Here is a 21,446-nt window from a genome sequence, read left to right as displayed (position 1 = left end):
CCGCCACGACGTGCACACGCCCAAGAAGACACAGCCAGCAAAGGGACAAAAGAAGAGGTCAACCACCCCAAAGCCCCGCCGCATTAGTTAAAGATCAAGCTAAGCGATGTCCCGTAACTGCTGGTCACGGGTGAGCGGATCATGCTGTGTCTGGTGTGATCACGGCGTCGGAGCCGTCCTGGATAGCCCCGATAGCCCCGTTCACCGGGCTGAGCCGGCGGCAGTTCGGCAAGCTGGTCACCGCGCTGCGGCGGGAGGGCGCCGCCGATCCGGTCCGCAAGGGCCGGCCGTGGACCCCGCCGCTGGAGGACCGGGTCCTGCTGGTCGCCGCGTACTGGCGCACCAACCTCACGCTGCGGCAGCTGCCGCCGCTGTTCGGGGTGTCGAAGTCGGCCGCCGGCCGGATCATCGACCACCTCGGCCCCTGGCTCGCCCTGCAGCAGCGCAAGCGGTTCCGCAAGGACACCGTGCTGATCGTGGACGGGACCGTGCGCCACGAGGCGCTTGATGACCGGGCGGTGGCGGAAGGACTCCGCCACCGGGCTGTCGCAGCAGTCCGGTTGAAGCTGAGGGCAGCCTGATCCGGGGGACGCCGGTGAGGGTGGGAAGCGGCCCTGACAACGCCGGGACGTGCTGGCACTGCCAGACGGTGCGGGTCCGGCAAGCGAGACGAGAAGGTGTACGCGAGGAACCAGTGGCAAACCTCCGTAAGCGACGAACCGGCTCCAATCTGGTGGATATGGGTCGGGATGCAGTGCGTGACCAGCATCTCGGTGAGCCCGCACCGGGAGCACCCTCGTGACCGAGCGCGTCCAGTGCACCGAGGTCAGCACGATGGCGACCTACTGGTCCGGGCAGCCGTCCGGCACCCGGCGCAAGACGCGCTGGTCTTCCTCCGCTCAGGGCACACCCACGCCGAACTGCACGAGCGCGCCGTGGGTGGCGCGCGTCCTGACGTGAAGTTCCCCCTGATCTTGGACAGCGGTTGCTTACGCTGCCGGGGTGAAGTCGTGCTGCAGCCTGGCTCGGGTTTCGAGCGGGGTGAGGTATCCGAACGCGGGATGCTTGCGGAGCCTGGTGCGGTTGTACTCGACTTCGATGAAGCGGAAGACGTCGGCCCGGGCGGCCTCGCGGCTCTCCCAGATGGTGGTGCCGATCTCCGCTTTGAGCAGTCCGAAGAAGCTCTCGGCTGCGGCTTTGGCGTGATCCGTCGACTGCTGGTGATTCCGATTTTGGAGACGGAGGTCGGGTGCGTGTGACGCATCCGTTCCATCCGCTGTTCGGCCAGGAGCTGGAGTTCATCGAGCGCCGGCAGTGCTGGCGTGGGGACCGGGTGTACTACTTCGACGAGGTGGGTGGCCGGTCGAAGATCCCGGCGGAGTGGACGTCGGTGGCGCCGGTGGACCCGTTCGTTGTCGCGGCCGCGGGCGAGTGCCCGTTCCGGACACAGCATCTGGTCGCGCTGGCCACGCTGATCGACCGGCTGCGGGGCGTCGGGGAGATCACGCCGTGAGTGTCGCGGAGTTCACGCCGAGCGGGAGGGCGATAGCCGTGTCGGCCGGGGGCGCGTTCGGACGGGGAATGTGCGCTGGTCTGCTACTTCTGCCTCTCGTGGTGGTGATCAGCGTCTTGGCCGTGGCCGGTGGCATCGGAATCCTGATGACAGGGTCCAACAGGGGTGGTGGCCATGGCAGCGGTAGTGGGAAACACGGCGAAGATCCGTGCTCTGCGGGAGTCGAGAACACTCAATCCGCGTCCCGAGGCGGTGACCGACGAAGCGTTCGTCGCCTCGGCGTTCCTGGATCCGCACGATCTGGTGCAGGTGAAGTACGAGATGGTGCGCCGGGTGCGCGTCGACAAGGTGCCCGTGGCACGAGCTGCGAAAGCGTTCGGGTTCTGCCGGCAGTCCTTCTATGCGATCGCGGCCGCCCTGGATGCGGAGGGGCCGGCTGGTCTGGTGCCGGGCAAACCGGGGCCGAAGGGGCCGAGCAAGTTGACCGGGCCGGTGATGGAGCACCTCGAGGCCCTGCTGGCGGCCGATCCGGGCATGAAGGCGCGGGCCCTGGCCGAGGCGGTGGCCGAGGAGTTCGGTCTCACCGTCCATCCGCGGTCGGTGGAGCGGGCTCTGGCCCGTCGGCGGGAGGGCCGCGGCCAGGCGAACGCGCCAAGGACGAGGCCTCGACGACGCGAAGGCGAAGTTCGCCATCGTCGAACTTCCCAGCATCGACGACTACCGGGCCCTGATCACCGGCGCGGGCCTGGAGGTGAACGAGTTACTGGACGTCAGTGAGCACACCAGGCGAACGCTGCAGATCATGGGCGAGGGCGCGAACAAGCACCGTGGCGCCCTGGAGGAGCAGTTCGGTGACGGCGCCCGACAGCTGATCGAGGTCCTGATGCATCCGGTCTCCACGATGCCGGAGTTCGGCTACCTGGTGGCCACGGCGCGCAGGATGCCGTAAGTGCGGTACCGGCCGGCGCGCGGCCACCGGTGACGCTGGCATGGCAACGACTCGGCCGGCCGGCATGTTCACCGCGGACGGCAGGCCGTGCAGCGAGGGCCGGTCGACGCGTTGGCCGGCCCTGGGCGTCCAGCGGGACGGGGCGGTTGACGCCTCGGTAGTAGGAGGGTGCCGTTGTTCCGAGGCGGATGCGTGGGTCCAGGTCGTGCCCGTTGCAGAGCGTGAGGCATCTGTGTGGTGGTCGAGGGTGGGGCGGTGGGCCGTTGGCTGTGCGCGGTGGCCGGCGGAGAGGCTGGTCAGGTGCGCCGGGGCGGTGAGCTCATCGGTGGCCGAGCAATTTCTGTCTGTTCACCGGCCGTTGTCCGCGCCAGCTGTCCGGGGTTCCACCGTGATCACGGCGTTTCGTGCGTGGTCGAATCGGTGTGACAGCGATGGGCGGGTCGTCGAGCCAGCCAGCCGCTGATCGCTGAGGCGGTGCTCGCGGCGTGTTCGTCGATCATGCTCAGGTGGGTGCCGGGCACGTCGACGGTGTCGTGGTCGGGGCCCCAGTGGGCCTGCCAGTGCTCGCCCGTGCGGGGCTGGCCGCCCATCCGTTCGGTGGCGCGCAGCAGCAGTGCCGACACGCCGTCGATGGCGGTCGGTGCCCAGTCGTCGAACAGCTGGAGGTGGTGTGCCATCGCGGTCAGTTCGGCGCCGCCCGGCGGCTGCGTCGCGGTCCATTCGGCGTACGCGTCGCCGAGCAGGCCGAACTGGATCTCGGCCAGACCCGTACTGCCGGGCAGGTGGCTGTCCAGCAGCACGAGTGACTCCGGTGCGGTGTCGAGATCCCTGAGCCGGGCGGCTGCCGCGTGCGCGATCCAGCCGCCGGAGGAGTATCCGACGAGGACGTAGGGGCCGGTCACGTGGGAGAGCACCGTCTCGGCGACCGCAGCCACCAGATCGGTTCGGGTGGCGGGAAGGGACTCGTGGTCCGCGTAGCCCGTCAACGGCAGCACAGCCATGTTGTGTGTCGTGCGCAGCGAGTCGGCCATCCGGGCGTATTGGTAGATGTTGGAGGGAGCCATCACGGACGGGACGCAGACCAGGGTCGGGCCCGCGAGCCCCTGCGAGAAACTGACTGGTTCTCGCATCTTCGGCGAGCCGGTACCCACGCGCATCCGGGCGGCGACGGCCAACAGCTCCAACCCGCCCCGGACCTGGTTCTGCGCGCAGGCCTGGGCGAAGAGGACGGGCAGCGGATCGGTCGTCGGTGGCGCCGCCCGGCCCGCGCCTGACGGCGTCGGGTGTGCCGGTACGGGGGCGGCCGGTGGTGCTTCCAGGTCCTCGAGCAAGGCGAAGCTGTCGGCCAGATGTGCGGCGACGGCGTGCGGTGTCGGCCAGTCGATGACCAGTGTGCGGGACAGTTCCAGACCGGTGGCGGCCCTCAGGCGCTCGATGAGCCAGACCGCGGTCAGCGAGTCGAAGCCCAGCTCGGCAAAGCCCTGCTGGGGGTTCACGTCTTCGGACGTGGCGTAGCCCATCAGCCGCGCCACTTGTTCACGCACTTCGGCGAGCAGGATTCCCGCCCACTCCTGGCGCGGGCGATCGGCCATCTTGCCGCGTACAGAGGGAATTTCGGTGACCGTCTCGGCCGTCGCCGCGTCCGGCAGCGGCGCGCCCGTCCCGCCGACGACGCCCTGGTCGGCCAGCAGACTCGCCCCCGCCGGCAGGTGATCGACCAGCCAGTAGCGGCGGCGCTGGAAGGCGTATGTGGGCAGGTCGAGCTGGGCGGCGCCGGTGCCCGCGTAGACCGCGCTCCAGTCGACCGGCACACCGCGGACGAAAAGGGCAGCCACCGCGTCCAGCAGCGCGGCCGGCTCGGCCCGGCCCTGACGCAGTGCCGGCACGAAGGCCCGCTCCGGTAGGCCCGGACCGGCCGTCGGCAGGCAGTCCCGGCCGAGGGCGGAGAGGACGCCGCCCGGCCCGAGTTCCAGGTAGGTGGTGACTTGGGCCTCGCTCAGGCGCACGACACCGTCGTGGAACCGCACCGCTGCACGGGCCTGGGCGACCCAGTAGTCCGCCGAACGCATCCGCTCGCCCCGGTCCGCTTCGCCTGGAGCCAGCGGCACGATCGGGATGCGCGGCGCGGCGTACGAGATGCTCTCGATCGCCGATCGGAAGTCGGCCAGGATCGGGTCGATCCGCGGTGAGTGGAAAGCGTGGCTCACCCGCAGTCGGCGCGGGTGGAGGCCCTGGTCGGTGAGTCTCGCCGTCACCGTGGTGAGCGTCTTCTCGTCGCCGGAGAGCACCACCGAGGTGGGACCGTTCACCGCGGCGACGGACACCAGGCCGGTCAGCTGATCCAGCATCGGCTGGATGTCTTCCTCGGACGCGCGGACAGCGACCATCGCGCCGCCGGGTGACATGCCCTGCATGAGACGCGCCCGCGCGGCGACCAACGCGCAGGCGTCCTCGAGCGACAGTATCCCGGCCACGTGCGCGGCCACGACCTCGCCGATGGAATGCCCCGCGACGAAGTCCGGGCGTACTCCCCACGACTCGACGAGCCGGAACAGAGCGGTCTCGACGGCGAAGAGAGCCGGCTGGGCGAATCCGGTACGGTCGAGCAGGCCCAGCGGGTCGTCCTCGGCGAAGGTCAGGTCACGCAGTGAACGGCCCAGCGGACCGTCCAGGTGCGCGCAGACAGCATCGAACGCCTCGGCGAAAACAGGGTGCTCCGCGTACAACTCGCGGCCCATGCCCGGCTTCTGCGCCCCCTGGCCGGTGAACAGGAAGGCCAGCCGTCCGCGCACTGTGGTGCCCGTCGTGACCGCGGCATGCGGGGTGCCCCCGGCGAGTCCGCCGAGCCCGGCGAGCAGGCCCTTTCGATCGGCGGCCACGACGACGCCGCGGTGGTCCAGGGCGGCACGCGTGGTGGCCAGTGAGTATCCGACGTCGGTGGGATCGGGCGGCTCAGCCTGATGCGTCAGGAAGGTGGCCAGCCGCGCGGCCTGGGCGCGCATCGCGGCCGCGGTGCGGCCGGAGACCAACCAGGGAACGGCCGCGAGCGTGCGGTGCGCGACGCCGTCGCCCTCCCGTCCGGCCTCCTCTTCGGGCACCGCCTCGAGAATGACGTGCGCGTTGGTGCCGCCGATGCCGAAGGCGGAGACCGCCGCACGCCGTGGCCGGTCCTCCGTCTTCGGCCACGACCGCGCCTCCTGCAGGAGTTCGATGTCGCCGGCCGTCCAGTCGACCTCGGTGGAGGGCGGGTCGGCGTGCAGCGTCGGTGCCAGCATGCCGTGCCGGAGCGACATCACCGTCTTGATCAGACCGCCCACTCCAGCGGCGGACTGGCTGTGGCCCAGGTTGGACTTGAGCGACCCCAGGAACAGCGGACGACCCGGCCGCCTGCCACGCCCGTACGTGGCCAGCAGCGCCTGGGCCTCGATCGGGTCGCCCAGTGTCGTGCCAGTGCCGTGTGCCTCGACGGCGTCGATGTCGCAGGACGTGAGCCCGGCCGCGGCCAGCGCACGCCGGATCACCCGCTGCTGGGACGGGCCACTCGGCGCGGTCAGCCCGTTCGACGCCCCGTCCTGGTTGATGGCCGAGCCGCGCAGCACCGCCAGCACCGGGTGCCCGTGGCGGCGGGCGTCGCAAAGCCGCTCGATCACGACCATGCCGACGCCCTCGGCCCAGGACGTACCGTCCGCGGCATCGCCGAAGGACTTGCACCGGCCGTCGGGAGCGAGCCCGCGTTGGGTGCTGAACTCGACGAACGAGCCCGGCGTGGCCAACACGGAAACGCCACCGACCAGGGCGAGTGAGCAGTCTTGGGCGCGCAGCGCTCCCGCCGCGAGGTGCAAGGCGGTGAGTGACGAGGAACAACCGGTGTCGAGGGTCACTGCCGGACCCTCCAGTCCCAAAAGGTAGGAGATTCTGCCCGAGATGATCGCTCCTGCCAGGCCGCCGAGCAGGAGCCCCTCGAAACCGGCCGGGTAGCGCGCCAACAGGGCCGCGTAGTCGGTCACACTCGGGCCCACGAACACCCCGGTCTCGCTGCCGCGCAGCGAGTGCGGATCGATCCGCGCCCTTTCCAGGGCCTGCCACGATGTCTCCAGCAGCAGCCGCTGCTGTGGGTCCATCGCGGTGGCCTCGCGGGGCGAGATGCCCCAGAACTGCGCGTCGAAGTCCGCGACGTCTGTCAGGAAGCCACCCTGCTGGGTGTAGCTGGTGCCCGGGTGATCGGGGTCGGGGTCGTAGAGCGAGTCGAGGTCCCAGCCCCGATCGCGGGGGAACGGGGTGATCGCGTCCCGCCCGGTTATCGCCAGCTCCCACAGATCTTCCGGTGAGCGCACGCCGCCCGGATAGCGGCAAGCCATGCCGACGATCGCGATCGGCTCGCCGACCCGCCGCTCAAGCTCCTCCGACCGCTTGCGGGCCTGCACGAGGTCTGCCGTGACCAGATTCAGGTAGTGCCGCAGTTTGGGATTGTTGTCGTCCATCTGCTCCTCGACCTCTCGTCCGCCGCCGCGGCACGTTCCACGTGCGTACAGGGATCACTCGTCCCGGCGGCCGAGCTGCGTGTTGATGAAGCTGAACAGTTCGTCGTCGGAGGCCGCCGTCAGGGTCGCCACATCGCCCTCGGCACTCGCGGCCTGCGCCGGGCCCGAGAGCCGGCTCAGTAGTTCTCGCGCCCGGCCGACGAGGACGTCGCGCACTTCCGTCTCCTCGGTCGGCAGTGCGGAGAGCGACGCCTCCAGCCGGTCGAACTCGGCCAGTGCCGCGTCCGTCGCCGAGGGCACACTGGCGGCCACCTCGGAGCGCAGGAACGAGGCCAGGATCGTCGGATTCGGGTAGTCGAAGACCAGCGTCACCGGCAGCCGCAACCCGGTTGCCGCATTGAGCCGGTTGCGCAGCTGGACGGCGATCATCGAGTCGAAGCCGACGTCCTTGAAAGCCCGCTTGTGATCGACCTCCTCCGGAGAGTCGTGGCCGAGCACGGCCGCGACGTGCGAGCAGACCAGATCGAGCACGGCCGCTTCCCGGTCCTCCTCCGGCAGCGCGGTGAGCTTCTCGATCAGGGCCGCGCCGCGTTCGACCGAGGTCGGGGACTCCGCCGTCTGCAGCCGGCGAACCTCCGGCAGGTCGGCCAGCAGCGGGCTGGGCCGCAGCGAGGTGAAGCGGGAATGGAACCGGGCCCATTCGACTCGTGCGACGACCGGGCACGGTTCGTCCTCGGCGACGATCCGGTCCAGGTTCGCCAGTCCAAAGTCCGCCGGCAGCAGGGGCAGACCTCCGCGGCGCAGCGAGTCGGCCATCTCCTCGTCCTCGCTCAGCATTCCGGCCTCCCACGGGCCCCACGCCACCGAGACCGTGCGGCCGCCGCGGTCGTGCCGTTCCCGAGCCAGGGCGTCAAGGTACGCGTTGGCAGCCGAATACGCGGACTGGTTGCCGACGCCCCACGTCGCCGAGATGGAGCCGAACAGCAGCACTGTCTGCATGCTGTCGTGGTCGAGCAGCTCGTCGAGGTGCGCCGCACCGAGCACCTTGGCGGCCAGGATGCCGCCGAACTCGGTCAACGTCGTGTCGGCGATCGGCCCGCCGTCGAGGCTGCCCGCGGCATGCACGACCGCGGTCAGCGGGCGCTCGGCGGGAACGGAGGCCAGCAATTCGACCACGGCGGCCCGGTCTGCGACGTCACAGGCCGTCACCGAGACCGAGACGCCCTTGGCGGCCAGTTCCTCGACCAGGCGCCGGGCCCCGGGCGCATCGGCGCCGCTGCGGCTGGCAAGCACCAGATGTTCGGCACCGCGGTCGGCCAGCCAGCGGGCCACTTCGGCACCGAGGCCACCCGTGCCACCCGTCACGAGCACGGTACCGCGCGGCCGCCACTCGGGCGGCTCCTGCGCGGGTGCTGCCGCTCTGACCAGACGGCGGGCCAGGACGGTCTGGGACCGTACGGCGACCTCGTTCTCGCCGTTGCCCGCGAGCACACCGGCCAGTGCGGCGACCGCGTGGTCGTCCACCGTCTCCGGCAGATCGACCAGGCCGCCCCACAGCCGCGGATGTTCGAGGCCTGCGACCCGTCCGAAACCCCAGACCAGCGCCTGGGTGGGCGAGCCGATGCGGTCCTTCGGACCGGCCGCTACCGCGCCCTGGGTCACCGCCCAGAGCGGGACGTCGAGTCCGGCGTCCAGCAGCGCCTGGGTGAGCACCACCGTGCCCGCGAGGCCTTGCGGCAGCGCTGAGGAGTCTTCGCACGGGGTCTCGTCCTCGGCCAACAGCGACAGCACCCCGACCGGGCTCGTGCCGTTCGCCGCGAGCTCGCCGAGCCGCCGGGCCAGCGCCGCCCGGTCGAGGTTCCCGCACGGTACGGCCCAGGTCACCAGGCCGGGCGCATGGGCAGCGAGTCGGCGCACGGTTTCCGCGGCCCAGCCATCGGCCGGCTGCCCCTCGGCCACCACCGCCAGCCAGGTACCGCCGATCGGCGGGCGCGTGCCGCTGGGCAGCGTGCGCCACTCCACGCGGTAGTGCTCGTCATCGACGTTCGTGTCGGTCGCGTTGTCCACGGCGATGCGCAGCTGCTCGCGACTGACCGGCCGCGCGACGATGGAGTCGAACGAGGCGACGGGCTCGCCCGCGTCGTCGGTGAGCAGCATCGTGGAGGAGTCAGAGCCCTTGCGCCGGAAAGCGACCCGCAGCGAGTTCGCTCCCCGGGTGTGCACGGTGATGCCGTTCCAGGAGAACGGCATCACCGCCTCGCTCTCGCTGTCGATCAGTCCGGCGACCGGCACCTGCAGGGCGGCGTCCAGCAGCGCCGGGTGCAGGCCGAACCGCCCCGCCTCGGCACGGACCGAGCTCGGCAGCGCGACCTCGCCGTACATGTCCTCGCCGTCCCGCCACAGCGCACGGATCCCGGCGAAGGCAGGCCCGTAGGCGTATCCGCGCTCGGCGAGCCGCGCATAGATGTCGGTCACATCGACCGCCTCCGCGCCGGCCGGCGGCCAGGCCGTCGGACTGCTCGGCACCGGGCTGGTACCGACAGGGGCGAGCGTGCCCTCCGCGTGCAGGATCCACCTGCTGTCGGCGCCGGACCCGGTGCGCCGCGAGTGCACCGTGACCGGACGCCGGCCGGTGGCGTCGGCAGCGCCGACCGCGACCTGCACCGCCACACCTGACCTCTCCGGGAGCACCAGCGGCGCCTGAAACGCCAGCTCTTCCAAGCGGGCGCAGCCGACGTGACGCCCGGCGTGGGTGACCAGCTCGACGAAGGCGGCTCCGGGCAACAGGAGGGTACCGAGCACGACGTGATCGGCTAGCCACGGCTGGGCTGCCAGCGACCACCTGCCGGTGAAGAGCACCTGGTCCTCGCCGGCGCGTTCCACGGCGGCGCCGAGCAGGGGGTGATCGGCGGACGCCAGCCCCAAGTCGTCGGCACTCGCGGTCACCGCACCGGCGGGCTCGACCCACAACCGGCGGTGCTGGAACGCGTAAGTGGGCAGGTCGATCCGCCCTCCGGCGGGAAACACCTTCCCCCAGCGTACCGTTGCCCCGTGCACGAAGGCCGTGGCCAAAGAGCGGGTGAACGCGACGTCACCGCCGTTGCGCCGCAACGACCACGACGCGGCCACCTCGGCGTTCCGGGCCTCGGCAACCGCCTCGACCGCGTCGACGAGGGCCGGGTGCGCGCTGAGCTCCACGAAGCAGCTGTGCCCGCCGTCCACAAGAGCCTCGATGGCCGCACTGAACCGCACCGTCTCCCGAAGATTGCGATACCAGTAGTCGGCGTTCAGTTCGGTGCCGTCGACCCGCCCGCCGGTCACCGTCGAGTAGAACGGCACTTCTGCCTCAGCAGGCGCGACGCCGGCCAGCGCGTCGATGAGTTCGGCTCGCAGCTCCTCCACCCCCTGCGAGTGGGACGCGTAATCGACCAGGAGCGTGCGCACCGGGACCTCCTCGGCCGCGAGCGCCGCGCACAGGCTCTGCAGTTCGTCGGCGGCGCCGGAGACGACCACCGACCGCGGCCCGTTGACCGCGGCGACGCCGAGCCCCGGGTAGCCGACGAGCCGTTCCTGGACCTGGGCGACTGGCAGGCCGATCCAGCCCATCCCGCCGCGCTCGGTCAGGCCGGCGATCAAGCGCGAGCGCAACCCGGCGATGCGGGCGCCGTCGGCCAGCGTGAGGACACCGGCCACCACGGCCGCCGCGATCTCGCCCTGGGAGTGACCGACCACTGCTGCCGGCTCGACCCCGAGCGAGCGCCACAGCCGGGCCAAGGACACCATCACCGCGAACAGCGCGGGCTGGACCACGTCCACCCGGTCCAGGCCCGGAGCGCCCGGAGCGCCGGTGAGGACGTCCGACAGCGTCGCGCCGTTCCAGTCGACGTGCGGGGCCAGCGCCGCATCGCACTCGGTCATGGCGGCAGCGAACAGCGGGCTGGTGTTCCACACGTCGAGGGCCATGCCACTCCACTGGCCACCCTGACCCGCGAAGACGAAGACCGGCTGGGTCGGATCACCGCCACTGCCCAGCACGACGTCCTCGGTGGAGTCCGCCGTGCCGGCGGCGATCGCCGTGAGCCCCGCGGTCAGCGTGTCCAGGTTCTCGGCGAGCACCACGGCCCGGTGCTCCAGTGTGGCTCGGCCGCTGAGCGAGCGGCCGAGCGCGTCGAAGTCCACCTCCGGGTGCTCGGCGAGGTAGGCGCTGAGCCTGGCTGCCTGACCGCGCAGTGCCGCCGCGCCGCGTGCCGAGAGGACGAACGGCCTGACGGATGGCGCGAGCACCCGATCGGGTGCGGGCGGAGCGGGCAACTCGCCGGGCTCCGGTGCCTGCTCCAGCACCACGTGCACGTTGGTGCCGCTGATTCCGAACGCGGAGACGGCGCCCAGCCGGGGCCGGTCGCGCTCCGGCCACTGCTGCGCTGTGGTCAGCAGCTTCACGGCACCGTCCGACCAGTCCACGTGCGAGGTGGGCTCCTCGGCGTTCAACGTCCGGGGCAGCAGGCCGTGCCGCAGTGCCTGGACCATCTTGATCACCCCGGCCACGCCGGCAGCCGCCTGCGCGTGGCCCAGGTTCGATTTCAGAGAACCGAGCCAGAGCGGATTTTCCTCGGTGCGCTCCCGCCCGTACGTCGCCAGTAGTGCCTGCACCTCGATCGGGTCGCCGAGCCTGGTGCCGGTGCCGTGTCCCTCTACGACGTCCACATCGGCAGCGCAGACACCGGCATTGGCCAGCGCGTCTCGGATCACCCGCTGTTGCGAGCGGCCGTTGGGCGCGGTCAACCCGTTGGAGGCGCCGTCCTGGTTCACCGCGGAACCCTTCACCACCGCGAGGACCTGGTGGCCGTTGCGGCGGGCGTCCGACAAACGCTCCAGCACGAGCAGCCCGACGCCCTCGGCCCAGCCGGTGCCGTCCGCGTCCGCGCTGAACGCCCGGCAGCGGCCGTCCGCGGAAAGGCCGCCCTGCAGCGCGAACTCCTGGAACACCACCGGTGTGGACATCACCGCCACACCGCCGGCCAGCGCGAGGTCGGACTCACCGGTCCGCAGCGCCTGGGCCGCTATGTGCAGCGTGGTCAGCGAGGACGAACAGGCGGTGTCGACCGTCAGCGCGGGGCCCTCGAGGCCGAACTCGTAGGAGATGCGGCCCGATGCCACACTGGGCGCCGTTCCTGTCAGCAGGTGGCCGTCGAGACCGTGCGATTCGAGCGCGAGCAAGTTGCTGTAGTCATGGGCGCTGAGGCCGACGAACACGCCGGTATTCGTGCCGCGCAGCGCCAACGGGTCGATACCGGCACGCTCGAACGCCTCCCACGCCGACTCGAGCAACAGACGCTGCTGCGGGTCCATCGCGGTGGCCTCACGAGGTGAGATGCCGAAGAAATCGGGATCGAACTCGGTTGCGTCGGCCAGGAAGCCGGCCGCCCGGGCGTTGGTCGTGCCCGAGCGGCCGGGCTCGGGATCGAACAGCTCGGCCAGGTTCCAGCCACGGTCGGACGGGAACTCCGTGGCGGCGTCCCGGCCCTCCTCGACCATCGCCCACAACGCCTCCGGCGAGTCGATCCCGCCGCCGTAGCGGCAGGCCATGCCAACGATGGCGATCGCGTCGCCGCCGGTGTCCGCCGTGACGATCGCGGGTGCCGCCGACGCGGAGGAGCCGGCGCTGACCACCTCGCCGAGCACGTATTCGGTCAGCGAAGTGAGGTCCGGGTAGTCGAAGACCACCGTTGCCGGGAGCCGCAAGCCGGTGAGCGCGGTGATCCGGTTGCGCAGCTCCACCGAGGCCAGCGAATCGAAGCCGATGCCCTTGAAGGTCCGGTCCGGTGAGACTCTTGACGCCGTCGCGTGCCCGAGCACGGCAGCGGTCTCGGCGGCGAGAGCCTCCAGCACGATGCGATGCCGGGTGGCCGGCGGCCGGGCGAGCAGACGGCGGGTCCACGAGCCGGCACCGACGCCACTCGCGACGGCGGTACGCCGCACCCGCCCGGAGACCTGGTTGCGCAGCAGGGGCGGTACCTCCCCGCGGAACGCGGCCAGGTCGAGCCGGACCGGCAGCACCACCGGGGCGCCGACGGCGAGGGCCGCGTCGAAGAGGGCAAGGCCTTCCTCGTCGGACATCGCCTTGACACCCGCGCGTGCCATCCGTCCCCAGTCGGCCTCCTGCAGGGAGGCCGTCATGTGGCTGGTGGCCTGCCAGAGGCCCCAGTCGAGCGAGACGGCGGGCAGCCCCAACGCACGGCGGTGCCGGGCAAGAGCGTCCAGGAACGCGTTGGCGGCGGCGTAATTGGCCTGGCCCGGCGCGCCGAACGCCCCGACAGCGGAGGAGAACAGCACGAAGGCCGACAGGTCGAGGTCCTCGGTCAGCTCGTGGAGGAGCCAACCGGCGTCCACCTTGGGACGCAACACGGTGTCGACCTGCTCGGCCGTCAGCGAGCCGATGACGCCGTCGTCGCTGATGCCCGCGATGTGCACCACCGCGGTCAGCGGATGCTCGGCGGGAATCGCGGCCAGCACCCCGCGCAGCGACTCGCGGTGGGAGACGTCACAGGCAACAGTCGTCACCGAGGCGCCGAGCCCGGTCAACTCGGCGGCGAACTCGCTGGCGCCGGGGGCATCCGGGCCGCGCCGGCTCGCCAGCACGAGGTTGCGTACGCCGTGCTCGGCGACCAAGTGCCGGGCGACCAGGCCTCCCAGTGCGCCGGAGGCGCCGGTCACCAGCACGCTCCCGGCTGGATCGAGGGGCACCGGGATGGTCAGGGCGAGCTTGCCGATGTGCCGAGCCTGGCTGAGGAACCTCAACGCGTCCGGGGCCCGGCGGACGTCCCAGGCGGCGGTCGGAGGCAGGGTGAGAACGCCACGGCCGAACAGGTCCAGCAGCTCGACCAACATCTCGTGGACCCGTTCGGGCGCCACCCCGAGCAGGTCGAACGCCTGATAGCGCACACCGGGGAACGCCTCGGCCACCCCGTCGGCGTCGCGGATGTCGGTCTTGCCCATCTCGACGAACCGGCCGCCGCGCGGCAGCAGCCGTAGCGAGGCGTCCACGAGCTCGTTGGAGAGAGAGTTGAGGACCACGTCGACGCCGCGGCCGTCGGTGGCGCCGAGCAGATCGGATGCGAACTGTGCGGTGCGGGAGTTCGAGATGCGTTCGCGGGGGATGCCGAGCTCGCGAACGGCCGCCCACTTGGCGGGGCCGGCGGTGGCGAAGATCTCGGCGCCCAGATGGGCTGCCAGCTGCACGGCCGCCATGCCGACGCCACCGGCGGCGGCGTGGATGAGCACGGACTCGCCGGGTTGCAGCCCGGCCACGTCGACGAGGCCGAAGTACGCGGTCAAGTAGGTGATCGGGACGGTTGCGGCCTGCAGGTACGACCACCCGTCCGGGATCGGTACCACCATCCGGTGGTCGCCCACGGCCACCGGCCCGAACGGCCCGAAGAACAGTCCCATCACCCGGTCTCCGGGCTGGAGACCGACGACTCCCGGGCCGACCTCGGTCACCACGCCGGCCGCCTCGCCGCCGAGCACCTCCTGACCGCGGACCAGGCCCAGGGTGGACATGACGTCCCGGAAGTTCAGGCCGGCGGCCCGGACGGATATCCGCACCTCACCTTCGGCCAGGGGCGCGACCGCCTCCGGTGACTCGATCAGGGCGAGCCCGTCGAAAGTGCCGGGGCGGGGGGCGGACAGCCGCCAGGCGGTCGGCTCCGCCGGCACGGCGAGCGTCTTCGAGGAGGAGACCTTGGCCAGGCGCGGCACCAGGACCGTGCCCGCGCGTACGGCGGCCTCGTCCTCCCCGGCGTCGAGCGCCGCCACCACGGCCGAGTCGGGCTCGCCGGGAGCGAGATCGACCTGGACGAGTCGGCCAGGGTTCTCGGCACGCGCCGAGCGGAACAGGCCGTGCAGGGCCGCGCCGGCCAGGTCATGGACCTGTTCACCCTCGTACGTGGCCAGCGCGCCACGGGTGACCAGGACCAGCCGTGAGGCGGCCAGCCGTTCATCGGCCAGCCAGTGGCGCACCAGTTCGAGCATCCGGTTGACGCCTGAGTGCACGTCGGCGGCCACGTCGGCGCCGTGGCCGTGACCGGGAGCCGCCAGCACCACGGCGGGCACCTCGCCCCCGGCGTCGAGGGCGGCCCGCAGCGCGGGGAAGCCGTCGTACGCCGTGCCTGTCCCGGGCGCGCCGCCGCCCAGGTTCGCCCAGCCGGTGGGCGACGAGGCCCCGACCTCACCCGCGGCGATCCACTCGATCTCGTAGAGGGAGTCGTGGGCCCGCGGAGCACTCCCGGCGATCTGTTCCGCGGTGGCGGACCGCAAGGCCAGCGAGTCGACGGACAGCACCGTGCGGCCGGCCCCGTCGGCGACCAGCAGTGCCACTGCGTCGGTCCCCACCGGAGTCAGCCGTACGCGCAGCGTGGAAGCACCGACGGCGTACAGCCGGACGCCCGACCACACGAAGGGGATGGCACCCTGGGTGGTGCCGGTGACCGCGAGCGCATGCAGCGCGGCGTCCAGCAGGGCAGGGTGCATGCCGTACGCGCCGGCGTCGCCCACATGCTGGGGCAGAGCCACTTCGGCGAAGACTTCCCCGTCACGCAGCCAGGCGGCTTTCAGCCCGCGGAACACCGGTCCGTAGGCGTACCCGGCCTCGGCGAAGGTCTCGTAAAGATCACTGAGCTCGACTTCCTCGACACCGGCAGGTGGCCACTCGGCCATCTCGAGGTCGTCGCGGACCACACCAGCGGTCCCTGAGACGAAGCCGCTGGCGTGCCGTGTCCAGGCCGCGTCGATGTCGGGGGATTCCGGGTCCTGCTGCTGTGACCAGATGGTGATCGACCGCCGGCCGGTGGACTCCTCCGGCTCGCCGACCACGATCTGCAGCGCCACGCCGCCTTGCTCCAGCAGCAGCGGGGCCTCGATGGTCAGGTCCTCGACCAGCTCACAGCCGACCTGGTCCGCCGCGCGCAGCGCGAACTCGACGAATGCGGTGCCGGGCAGCAGTGTACGGCCGAACAGGGCGTGGTCGGCGAGCCAGGGCTGGGTGGAGAGCGACAGCCGGCCGGTGCACAGGAAGCCGCCGTCGTTGGCGAGTGAGACGCCGGCACCCAGGAGCGGGGCGTCCACCGAACGCAGGCCGACCGAACTGAGGTCGTGCCCTCCGACGTGGCTGGTCTCGAGCCAGAAGCGTTCGTGCTGGAACGCGTAGGTGGGCAGGTCGACGCGTTGCGCGCCGGTGCTGGCGAAGAACGCCTCCCAGTCCACCTCGACGCCGGCGGCGTGCAGGGTGGCCATCGCCACGGCGACGCATTCCACCTCGTCGCGCCGGCTGCGCAGGGACGGCGTGACCGCCACCGGCTCGTCGCCGTAGCACTTGCGCACGTCGCTGCTCATCGACGCGGCGGGCGACAGTTCGACGAGCCGGGTGACGCCGCGCTCGCGCAGCCGAGCCACGCCGCCGACGAGGTCCACCGGCTCACGCATCTGCCGGACCCAGAACTCCGGGGTGCACAGCACCTCGGCGGGCACCACCATCGGGATCTTCGGGGCCGAATAGGCCAGGGTTTCCACCACGGCCCGGAACTGCTCCTGGACCGGCTCCATCGTGACCGAGTGGCCCGCGACGCCGACCCGCAGCGTGCGGGACGCGTGGCCGAGCTCGGACAGGCGCGCCACAGCCGCCTCGACCGGGCCCTGAAGCCCCGAGAGGGTGACGGAGCTCGGGCTGTTGATACCGGCGAGCGAAACGCCCTCGATGTCGGCGATGACCGGCTCCACCACGTCGGCGCCGGCCGCGACCGAAACCATCACGCCGGCGGCCGAGGTCTGGATCAGCCGTGCTCGGGCGGTGACCATGGTGGCCGCGTCCTCGAGCGACAGCACCCCCGCGACATGGGCCGCCGCGATGTCCCCACAGGACTGACCGAGCAGGTGGTCGGGGCGCAGACCCCACGACTCGACCAGGCGGTAGAGCGCCACCTCGATCGCGAACAGCGCGGGATGGGCGTACTCGGGCCGGTCCAGCGTCGGGCCGCCCTCGGCGATGATCCGCGGCAGCTCGGGGTCGAGCCACCCCAGCACCTCCGAGTACGCCGTGGCGAAGACGGGGAACGCGGCCGCGAGCTGGGCGCCCATGCCGGTGCGCTGCGATCCCTGTCCGGGGAACATCACCGCGGTGAGACCGCGGCACTCGGTGCCGACGACCGCCTTGGCCCCGCTGCCGCCGCCGGCCAGCAGGTCGAGCTGCGCGAGCAGGTCCTCCTTGGTGCCCGCGACCACGGCGGCGCGGTGCTCGAACGTCACGCGGTGCAGCGCGAGCGACTTGGCGACGTCGGGCAGGACGACGTCCTTGTCGGAAAGCCAGTCACGGAGCCGCGCCGCCTGACCGGCCAGGGCCTGCGGAGTACGGGCGGAGAGCAGGAAGGGCAAGGCGATCGGCTGCGCGCTCACCGGCTCGGCCGCGACCGCCTCCGGCGCGGGCGCCTGCTCGAGGATGACGTGCGCGTTGGTCCCGCTCATGCCGAACGACGACACGCCTGCCCGGCGCGGCCACTCGTTCTTCGGCCACGGGCGGTTCTCCGTCAACACCTTGACCCCGCCGGCCGACCAGTCCACTTCGTGCGTCGGCTCATCCACGTGCAGCGTCTTGGGGAGGACGCCGTGGCGCATGGCCATCACTGCCTTGATCACGCCGACGACGCCCGCGGCCGCCTGGGTGTGACCCACGTTCGACTTCAGCGAGCCCAGCCACAGCGGCTCGCCGTCCTTCTTCTTGCGGCCGTAGGTGGCCAGCAGGGCCTGTGCCTCGATCGGGTCGCCCAGCCGAGTGCCGGTGCCGTGTCCTTCGAGGAGGTCGACCTGCTCCATCGGAACCTGGCCGTCGGCCAGCGCCGCCTGGATGACCCGTTGCTGGGCGGGTCCGTTGGGAGCGGTCAGGCCGTTGGAGGCACCGTCCTGGTTGATCGCCGAGCCACGGATGACGGCAAGCACCGGGTGGCCGTTGGCCTGCGCGTCGGAGAGCCGCTCGAGCAGGACCAGGCCGACCCCCTCCGACCAGCCGGTGCCGTCCGCGGTGTCCGCGTACGCCTTGCACCGGCCGTTGGGCGCGATCCCGCGCTGCCGGCTGAAGTCGACCATGACCAGTGGCGAGCACATCGACGCGACGCCGCCGGCCAAAGCCATCGTGGATTCGCCGCGGCGCAAGGCCCGAATGGCGTAGTCCATCGCGACCAACGAAGAGGAACAGGCGGTGTCGACGGTGACAGCGGGGCCCTCGAAGCCGAACGTGTACGCGACGCGGCCGGAGAGCACGCTGGGTGCGTTGCCCAGCAGCAGATAGCCATCGACCTCGCGGGGTGCCGTGACGGTCAACGGCACGTAGTCATGGGTGTTCGAGCCGATGAACACACCTGTCCCGGTGCCGCGGAGGGTCTCCGGGTCGATGCCGGCACGCTCGAACGACTCCCAGGCGGCCTCGAGGACGATCCGCTGCTGCGGGTCCATGGCAAGAGCTTCGCGTGGGGAGATGCCGAAGAAGTCCGCGTCGAAGTCGGCCAGGCCGGACATGAAGCCGCCCTCGCGGGTGTACGTCTTTCCGGGCTTGCCGGGCTCCGGGTCGTAGATGCTGTCCATGTCCCAGCCCCGGTCGGTCGGCGAGTCGCCGATCGCGTCGGTTCCACTGACGACCAGTTCCCAGAGGTCCTCCGGTGACCAGACGTCGCCGGGCAAGCGGCAGGCCATCGAGACGATGGCGATCGGCTCACTGTCCCGGGCCTCCCTCTCAGTGATCTTCTTGCGAGCCTGGTAGAGGTCGCTCGTGACCAACTTGAGATACTGGCGAAGCTTGTCCTCGTTCTCCATCCGAGCAACCCCATCTGTCTTCGTCTGTTCCAGTGGCCCGGGGAACCCCGGAGTGGTCCGGCGTACCCCGGACTTGTCGTGCCTGGACACGTGGCAGGCGCCTGCGGAGGCCGGCAGTCCGGCGAAGCTTGCGCAGAAAAGGCATTGGGTGGGACCACGGTCAAGACCGCCTCTGGGCGGTCGAGTGAACAATCATTCTCTTGCGACGTCGGCGCGGGAACCCCCTAATCCCCCTAGCCGCCGCCCCGGTGCTCGCGCGGTTCTTTTGGGGTGTCGGTTTCGCAGTCGCGCTGCGAGCATGAACCTCGAAAGCCAGACCGGTGCGTCTCGCTGGTCGCCCACAGCGGACGAGCGAAGGGACAGCAATGACTGCCGAGGTGTTGAAAAACGAGGAGGAGCCGAAGGGGACGCCGGCATTCATCTTCAACCAGACCGCGCCGGGGCCGGGACAAGCCTGGAGCTGGGCGGAGAATCTGCTCGAGTCCGCGTCCACGTACTGGCTGGTCACCACCAGCCCGGACGGACAGCCGCACAGCAGGCCCTTGTGGGGTATCTGGCAGCGGAACACCTTCTGGTTCTCGAGCCAGAACCGTTGCGGTGCATTCCTGAAGGTCAACCCGCGGGCCTCCGTGAACCTGCAGGTTGGCGAGGATGTGGTAATGATCGAGGGCAGTTGCTCCCGAGTGGTCGGGGACGACATCAACGTGCTCGCCGAAGGCGTCGGGGTGAAGTACGACTGGGAACTCTCGGTGAGCGAGGACCGCGTCCACACGCGTTTCGGCCAGAGCGCTCCGGTGTTTCGGCTGAATCCCGAACGGATCTACGGTTGGGCGGGAATGGCCGGATGGGAGTCCGCGACCAGGTGGGACTTTCCGCAGTCCTGACCGACTGAAATTGGCTGCGCAGTAATCCAGCCGAGGGAATTCGGCGTGCCACGGCCGAGAAGAGGCGAACGCGTGCCGTGCTCGCGGCGTCGCTTTTCAGGTCCATTGTGCCGCTGTGTGATCGATCGCGTCCTACCGCACGGTCACGCTCAGGATTTCATTCCGTTTCGTGGCCCGGTGGTGGCGCAGCCCGTGGGAATCACGTCGCGCCGGCCCTGCCGGACCTTCGCCCTGGCAGGGCCTCGCTGGTGGCCGGTGGCAGCTCACGGTGTCCAGCACTCGCTGCTGTGACCTCGCAAGACGCGATCTGAACGTGGAAGGGAACGATCCGGGTGGATGTCCAGGCCCAAGGCGGCCACATCGCGGTAGTCGGTGCGTCCTGTCGTTTCCCCGGCGCTGATGGGCCTCGGCAATTGTGGAGCCTCCTGTCCGAGGGACGTCACGCGATCACCGAGCGCCCGCCCGGACGTCGTGGCCCGGACCGGACGGTCGCGCCTGCCTGGGGCGGGTTCCTCGACGCCGTCGACGAGTTCGATGCCGAGTTCTTCGGTATGTCCGCCCGCGAGGCGGCGTCCGTCGACCCGCAGCAGCGACTCGTGCTGGAGCTGGGCTGGGAGGCGCTGGAGGACGCGGGGATCGTGCCGGACAGCGTGCGCGGCGGCCGGCTCGGGGTCTTCGTGGGAGCCTTCGCCGACGACTACGCCCATCTCGTGCACCGCAACGGTTCCACTGCGGTGACTCACCACACCTACCCCGGCATCGAACGTTCCGTGATCGCGGGCCGGCTCTCCCACTTCCTGGATGTGCACGGGCCCAGTGTGGGTATCGACAGCGGTCAGTCCTCATCGCTGGTCGCCGTTCACCTGGCCTGCCAGAGTCTGCTCACCGGTGAGTCGGACCTCGCCGTCGCCGGCGGCGTGCAGCTCAACCTGCTGCCGGAGTCCATGGACATCGCAGACCGTTGGGGGCCACTGTCACCGGACGGCCGTTGCTACACCTTCGACGCTCGCGCGAACGGTTATGTGCCGGGCGAAGGCGGCGGTCTGGTCGTACTCAAGAGGCTCGAGGACGCCCTGGCCGATGGTGACACCCCGCAGTGCGTGATTCTCGGGAGCGCGGTGAATCACGGCGGCAACGGTCACGCCCTGACCCAGCCTGATGAGCTCGCACAACGAGACGTCCTGCGCCGTGCTCACGAGCGCGCTCGAGTCAGTGCCGCACAACTGCAGTACGTCGAGTTGCACGGAACGGGAACACCCGCCGGCGACCCTGTGGAGGCCTCGGCGCTCGGTGCCGTCGTCGGCTCTGCCCGGCCGCGAACGCAACCGCTGCCCGTCGGATCTGTCAAGACGAATCTGGGACATCTGGGGGCAGCCGCGGGGATCGCCGGCCTCATCAAAGTGGCGATGTCGATCCGCCACCGCAAACTCCCCGCCAGCCTCAATTTCGAGCTGGCGAACCCGGAGATCGCGCTGGACGAGCTCAATCTTCGAGTGCAGCGCGACCTCGGCTCGTGGGAAGTGCCCGACAGCCCCTTGATCGCCGGCGTCAGTTCCTTCGGAATGGGCGGCACGAACTGTCACCTGGTCATCAGTGACATCCCGCCCGGCTCGACCGCCTCGCGCGGGAAACCTGCCATCGGTGAAGCGGACTCCGGGCGGTTGCCCGCGGTGGTGCCGTTTGTGTTGTCGGGTCGTGGGGCGGGGGCGTTGGGTGGTCAGGCTGCTCGGTTGCGGTCGTTTGTGGCGGAGCGGCGTGATGTG

9 protein-coding genes and 1 pseudogene are annotated in these 21,446 nt (G+C 70.8%); 7 read left to right on the top strand and 3 right to left on the bottom strand.

All coding sequences use genetic code 11. The annotated features are described in order from the left end of the window. Window positions 1-146 precede the first annotated feature (146 nt). Both ACZ4MF_RS45920 and ACZ4MF_RS45915 read left to right on the top strand, forming a co-directional pair. Window positions 147-491, top strand: a pseudogene (locus ACZ4MF_RS45920) (helix-turn-helix domain-containing protein); the annotation flags it as partial. 307 nt (window positions 492-798) lie between these two features. Beyond that, window positions 799-960 carry a hypothetical protein gene (locus ACZ4MF_RS45915; protein ID WP_467499992.1) on the top strand — a complete coding sequence of 54 codons (162 nt, stop codon included), beginning with the start codon at window positions 799-801 and terminating at the stop codon, window positions 958-960. A gap of 29 nt (window positions 961-989) precedes the next feature. On the opposite strand, the gene ACZ4MF_RS45910 is transcribed toward ACZ4MF_RS45915, so the two are convergent. Further along, a complete protein-coding gene (locus ACZ4MF_RS45910; protein WP_467499994.1) occupies window positions 990-1,145 on the bottom strand; it encodes a hypothetical protein in 156 nt (51 codons plus the stop codon). A gap of 110 nt (window positions 1,146-1,255) precedes the next feature. Between ACZ4MF_RS45910 and ACZ4MF_RS45905 the strand changes: the two genes are divergently transcribed. From ACZ4MF_RS45905 to ACZ4MF_RS45895, 3 genes are all read left to right on the top strand, one after another. Next, window positions 1,256-1,513 carry a Y4bD/Y4pK family protein gene (locus ACZ4MF_RS45905; protein WP_467499990.1) on the top strand — a complete coding sequence of 86 codons (258 nt, stop codon included), beginning with the start codon at window positions 1,256-1,258 and terminating at the stop codon, window positions 1,511-1,513. Window positions 1,514-1,687: 174 nt separating this feature from the next. Beyond that, entirely contained in the window at window positions 1,688-2,290 is a 603-nt protein-coding gene (locus tag ACZ4MF_RS45900) for a helix-turn-helix domain-containing protein (protein WP_467499988.1), read from the top strand. A 25-nt stretch (window positions 2,291-2,315) separates the two neighbouring features. Continuing rightward, window positions 2,316-2,462: a hypothetical protein gene (locus ACZ4MF_RS45895; protein WP_467499986.1), complete on the top strand. Its 147-nt coding sequence runs from the start codon at window positions 2,316-2,318 to the stop codon at window positions 2,460-2,462. 392 nt (window positions 2,463-2,854) lie between these two features. Here ACZ4MF_RS45895 and ACZ4MF_RS45890 read toward each other — a convergent pair whose 3' ends face one another. Next, entirely contained in the window at window positions 2,855-6,943 is a 4,089-nt protein-coding gene (locus ACZ4MF_RS45890) for a type I polyketide synthase (RefSeq protein ID WP_467499984.1), read from the bottom strand. A gap of 54 nt (window positions 6,944-6,997) precedes the next feature. Continuing rightward, the gene (locus ACZ4MF_RS45885; protein WP_467499982.1) at window positions 6,998-18,799 is read right to left on the bottom strand and encodes an SDR family NAD(P)-dependent oxidoreductase; all 11,802 of its coding nucleotides are present in this window, start codon (window positions 18,797-18,799) and stop codon (window positions 6,998-7,000) included. Between the two features lie 365 nt (window positions 18,800-19,164). Here ACZ4MF_RS45885 and ACZ4MF_RS45880 point away from each other — a divergent pair, with 365 nt between their 5' ends. Then, the gene (locus tag ACZ4MF_RS45880) at window positions 19,165-19,683 is read left to right on the top strand and encodes a pyridoxamine 5'-phosphate oxidase family protein (protein ID WP_467499980.1); all 519 of its coding nucleotides are present in this window, start codon (window positions 19,165-19,167) and stop codon (window positions 19,681-19,683) included. A 332-nt stretch (window positions 19,684-20,015) separates the two neighbouring features. After that, window positions 20,016-21,446, top strand: a 1,431-nt coding sequence (locus tag ACZ4MF_RS45875) for a beta-ketoacyl [acyl carrier protein] synthase domain-containing protein (protein ID WP_467499978.1), incomplete at its 3' end; no start/stop codon positions are given.

This window comes from Streptomyces sp. NPDC025793, assembly GCF_055558375.1.
Note: the sequence above shows the minus strand (reverse complement) of the source record. Positions and strands in the feature narration are given on the sequence as shown.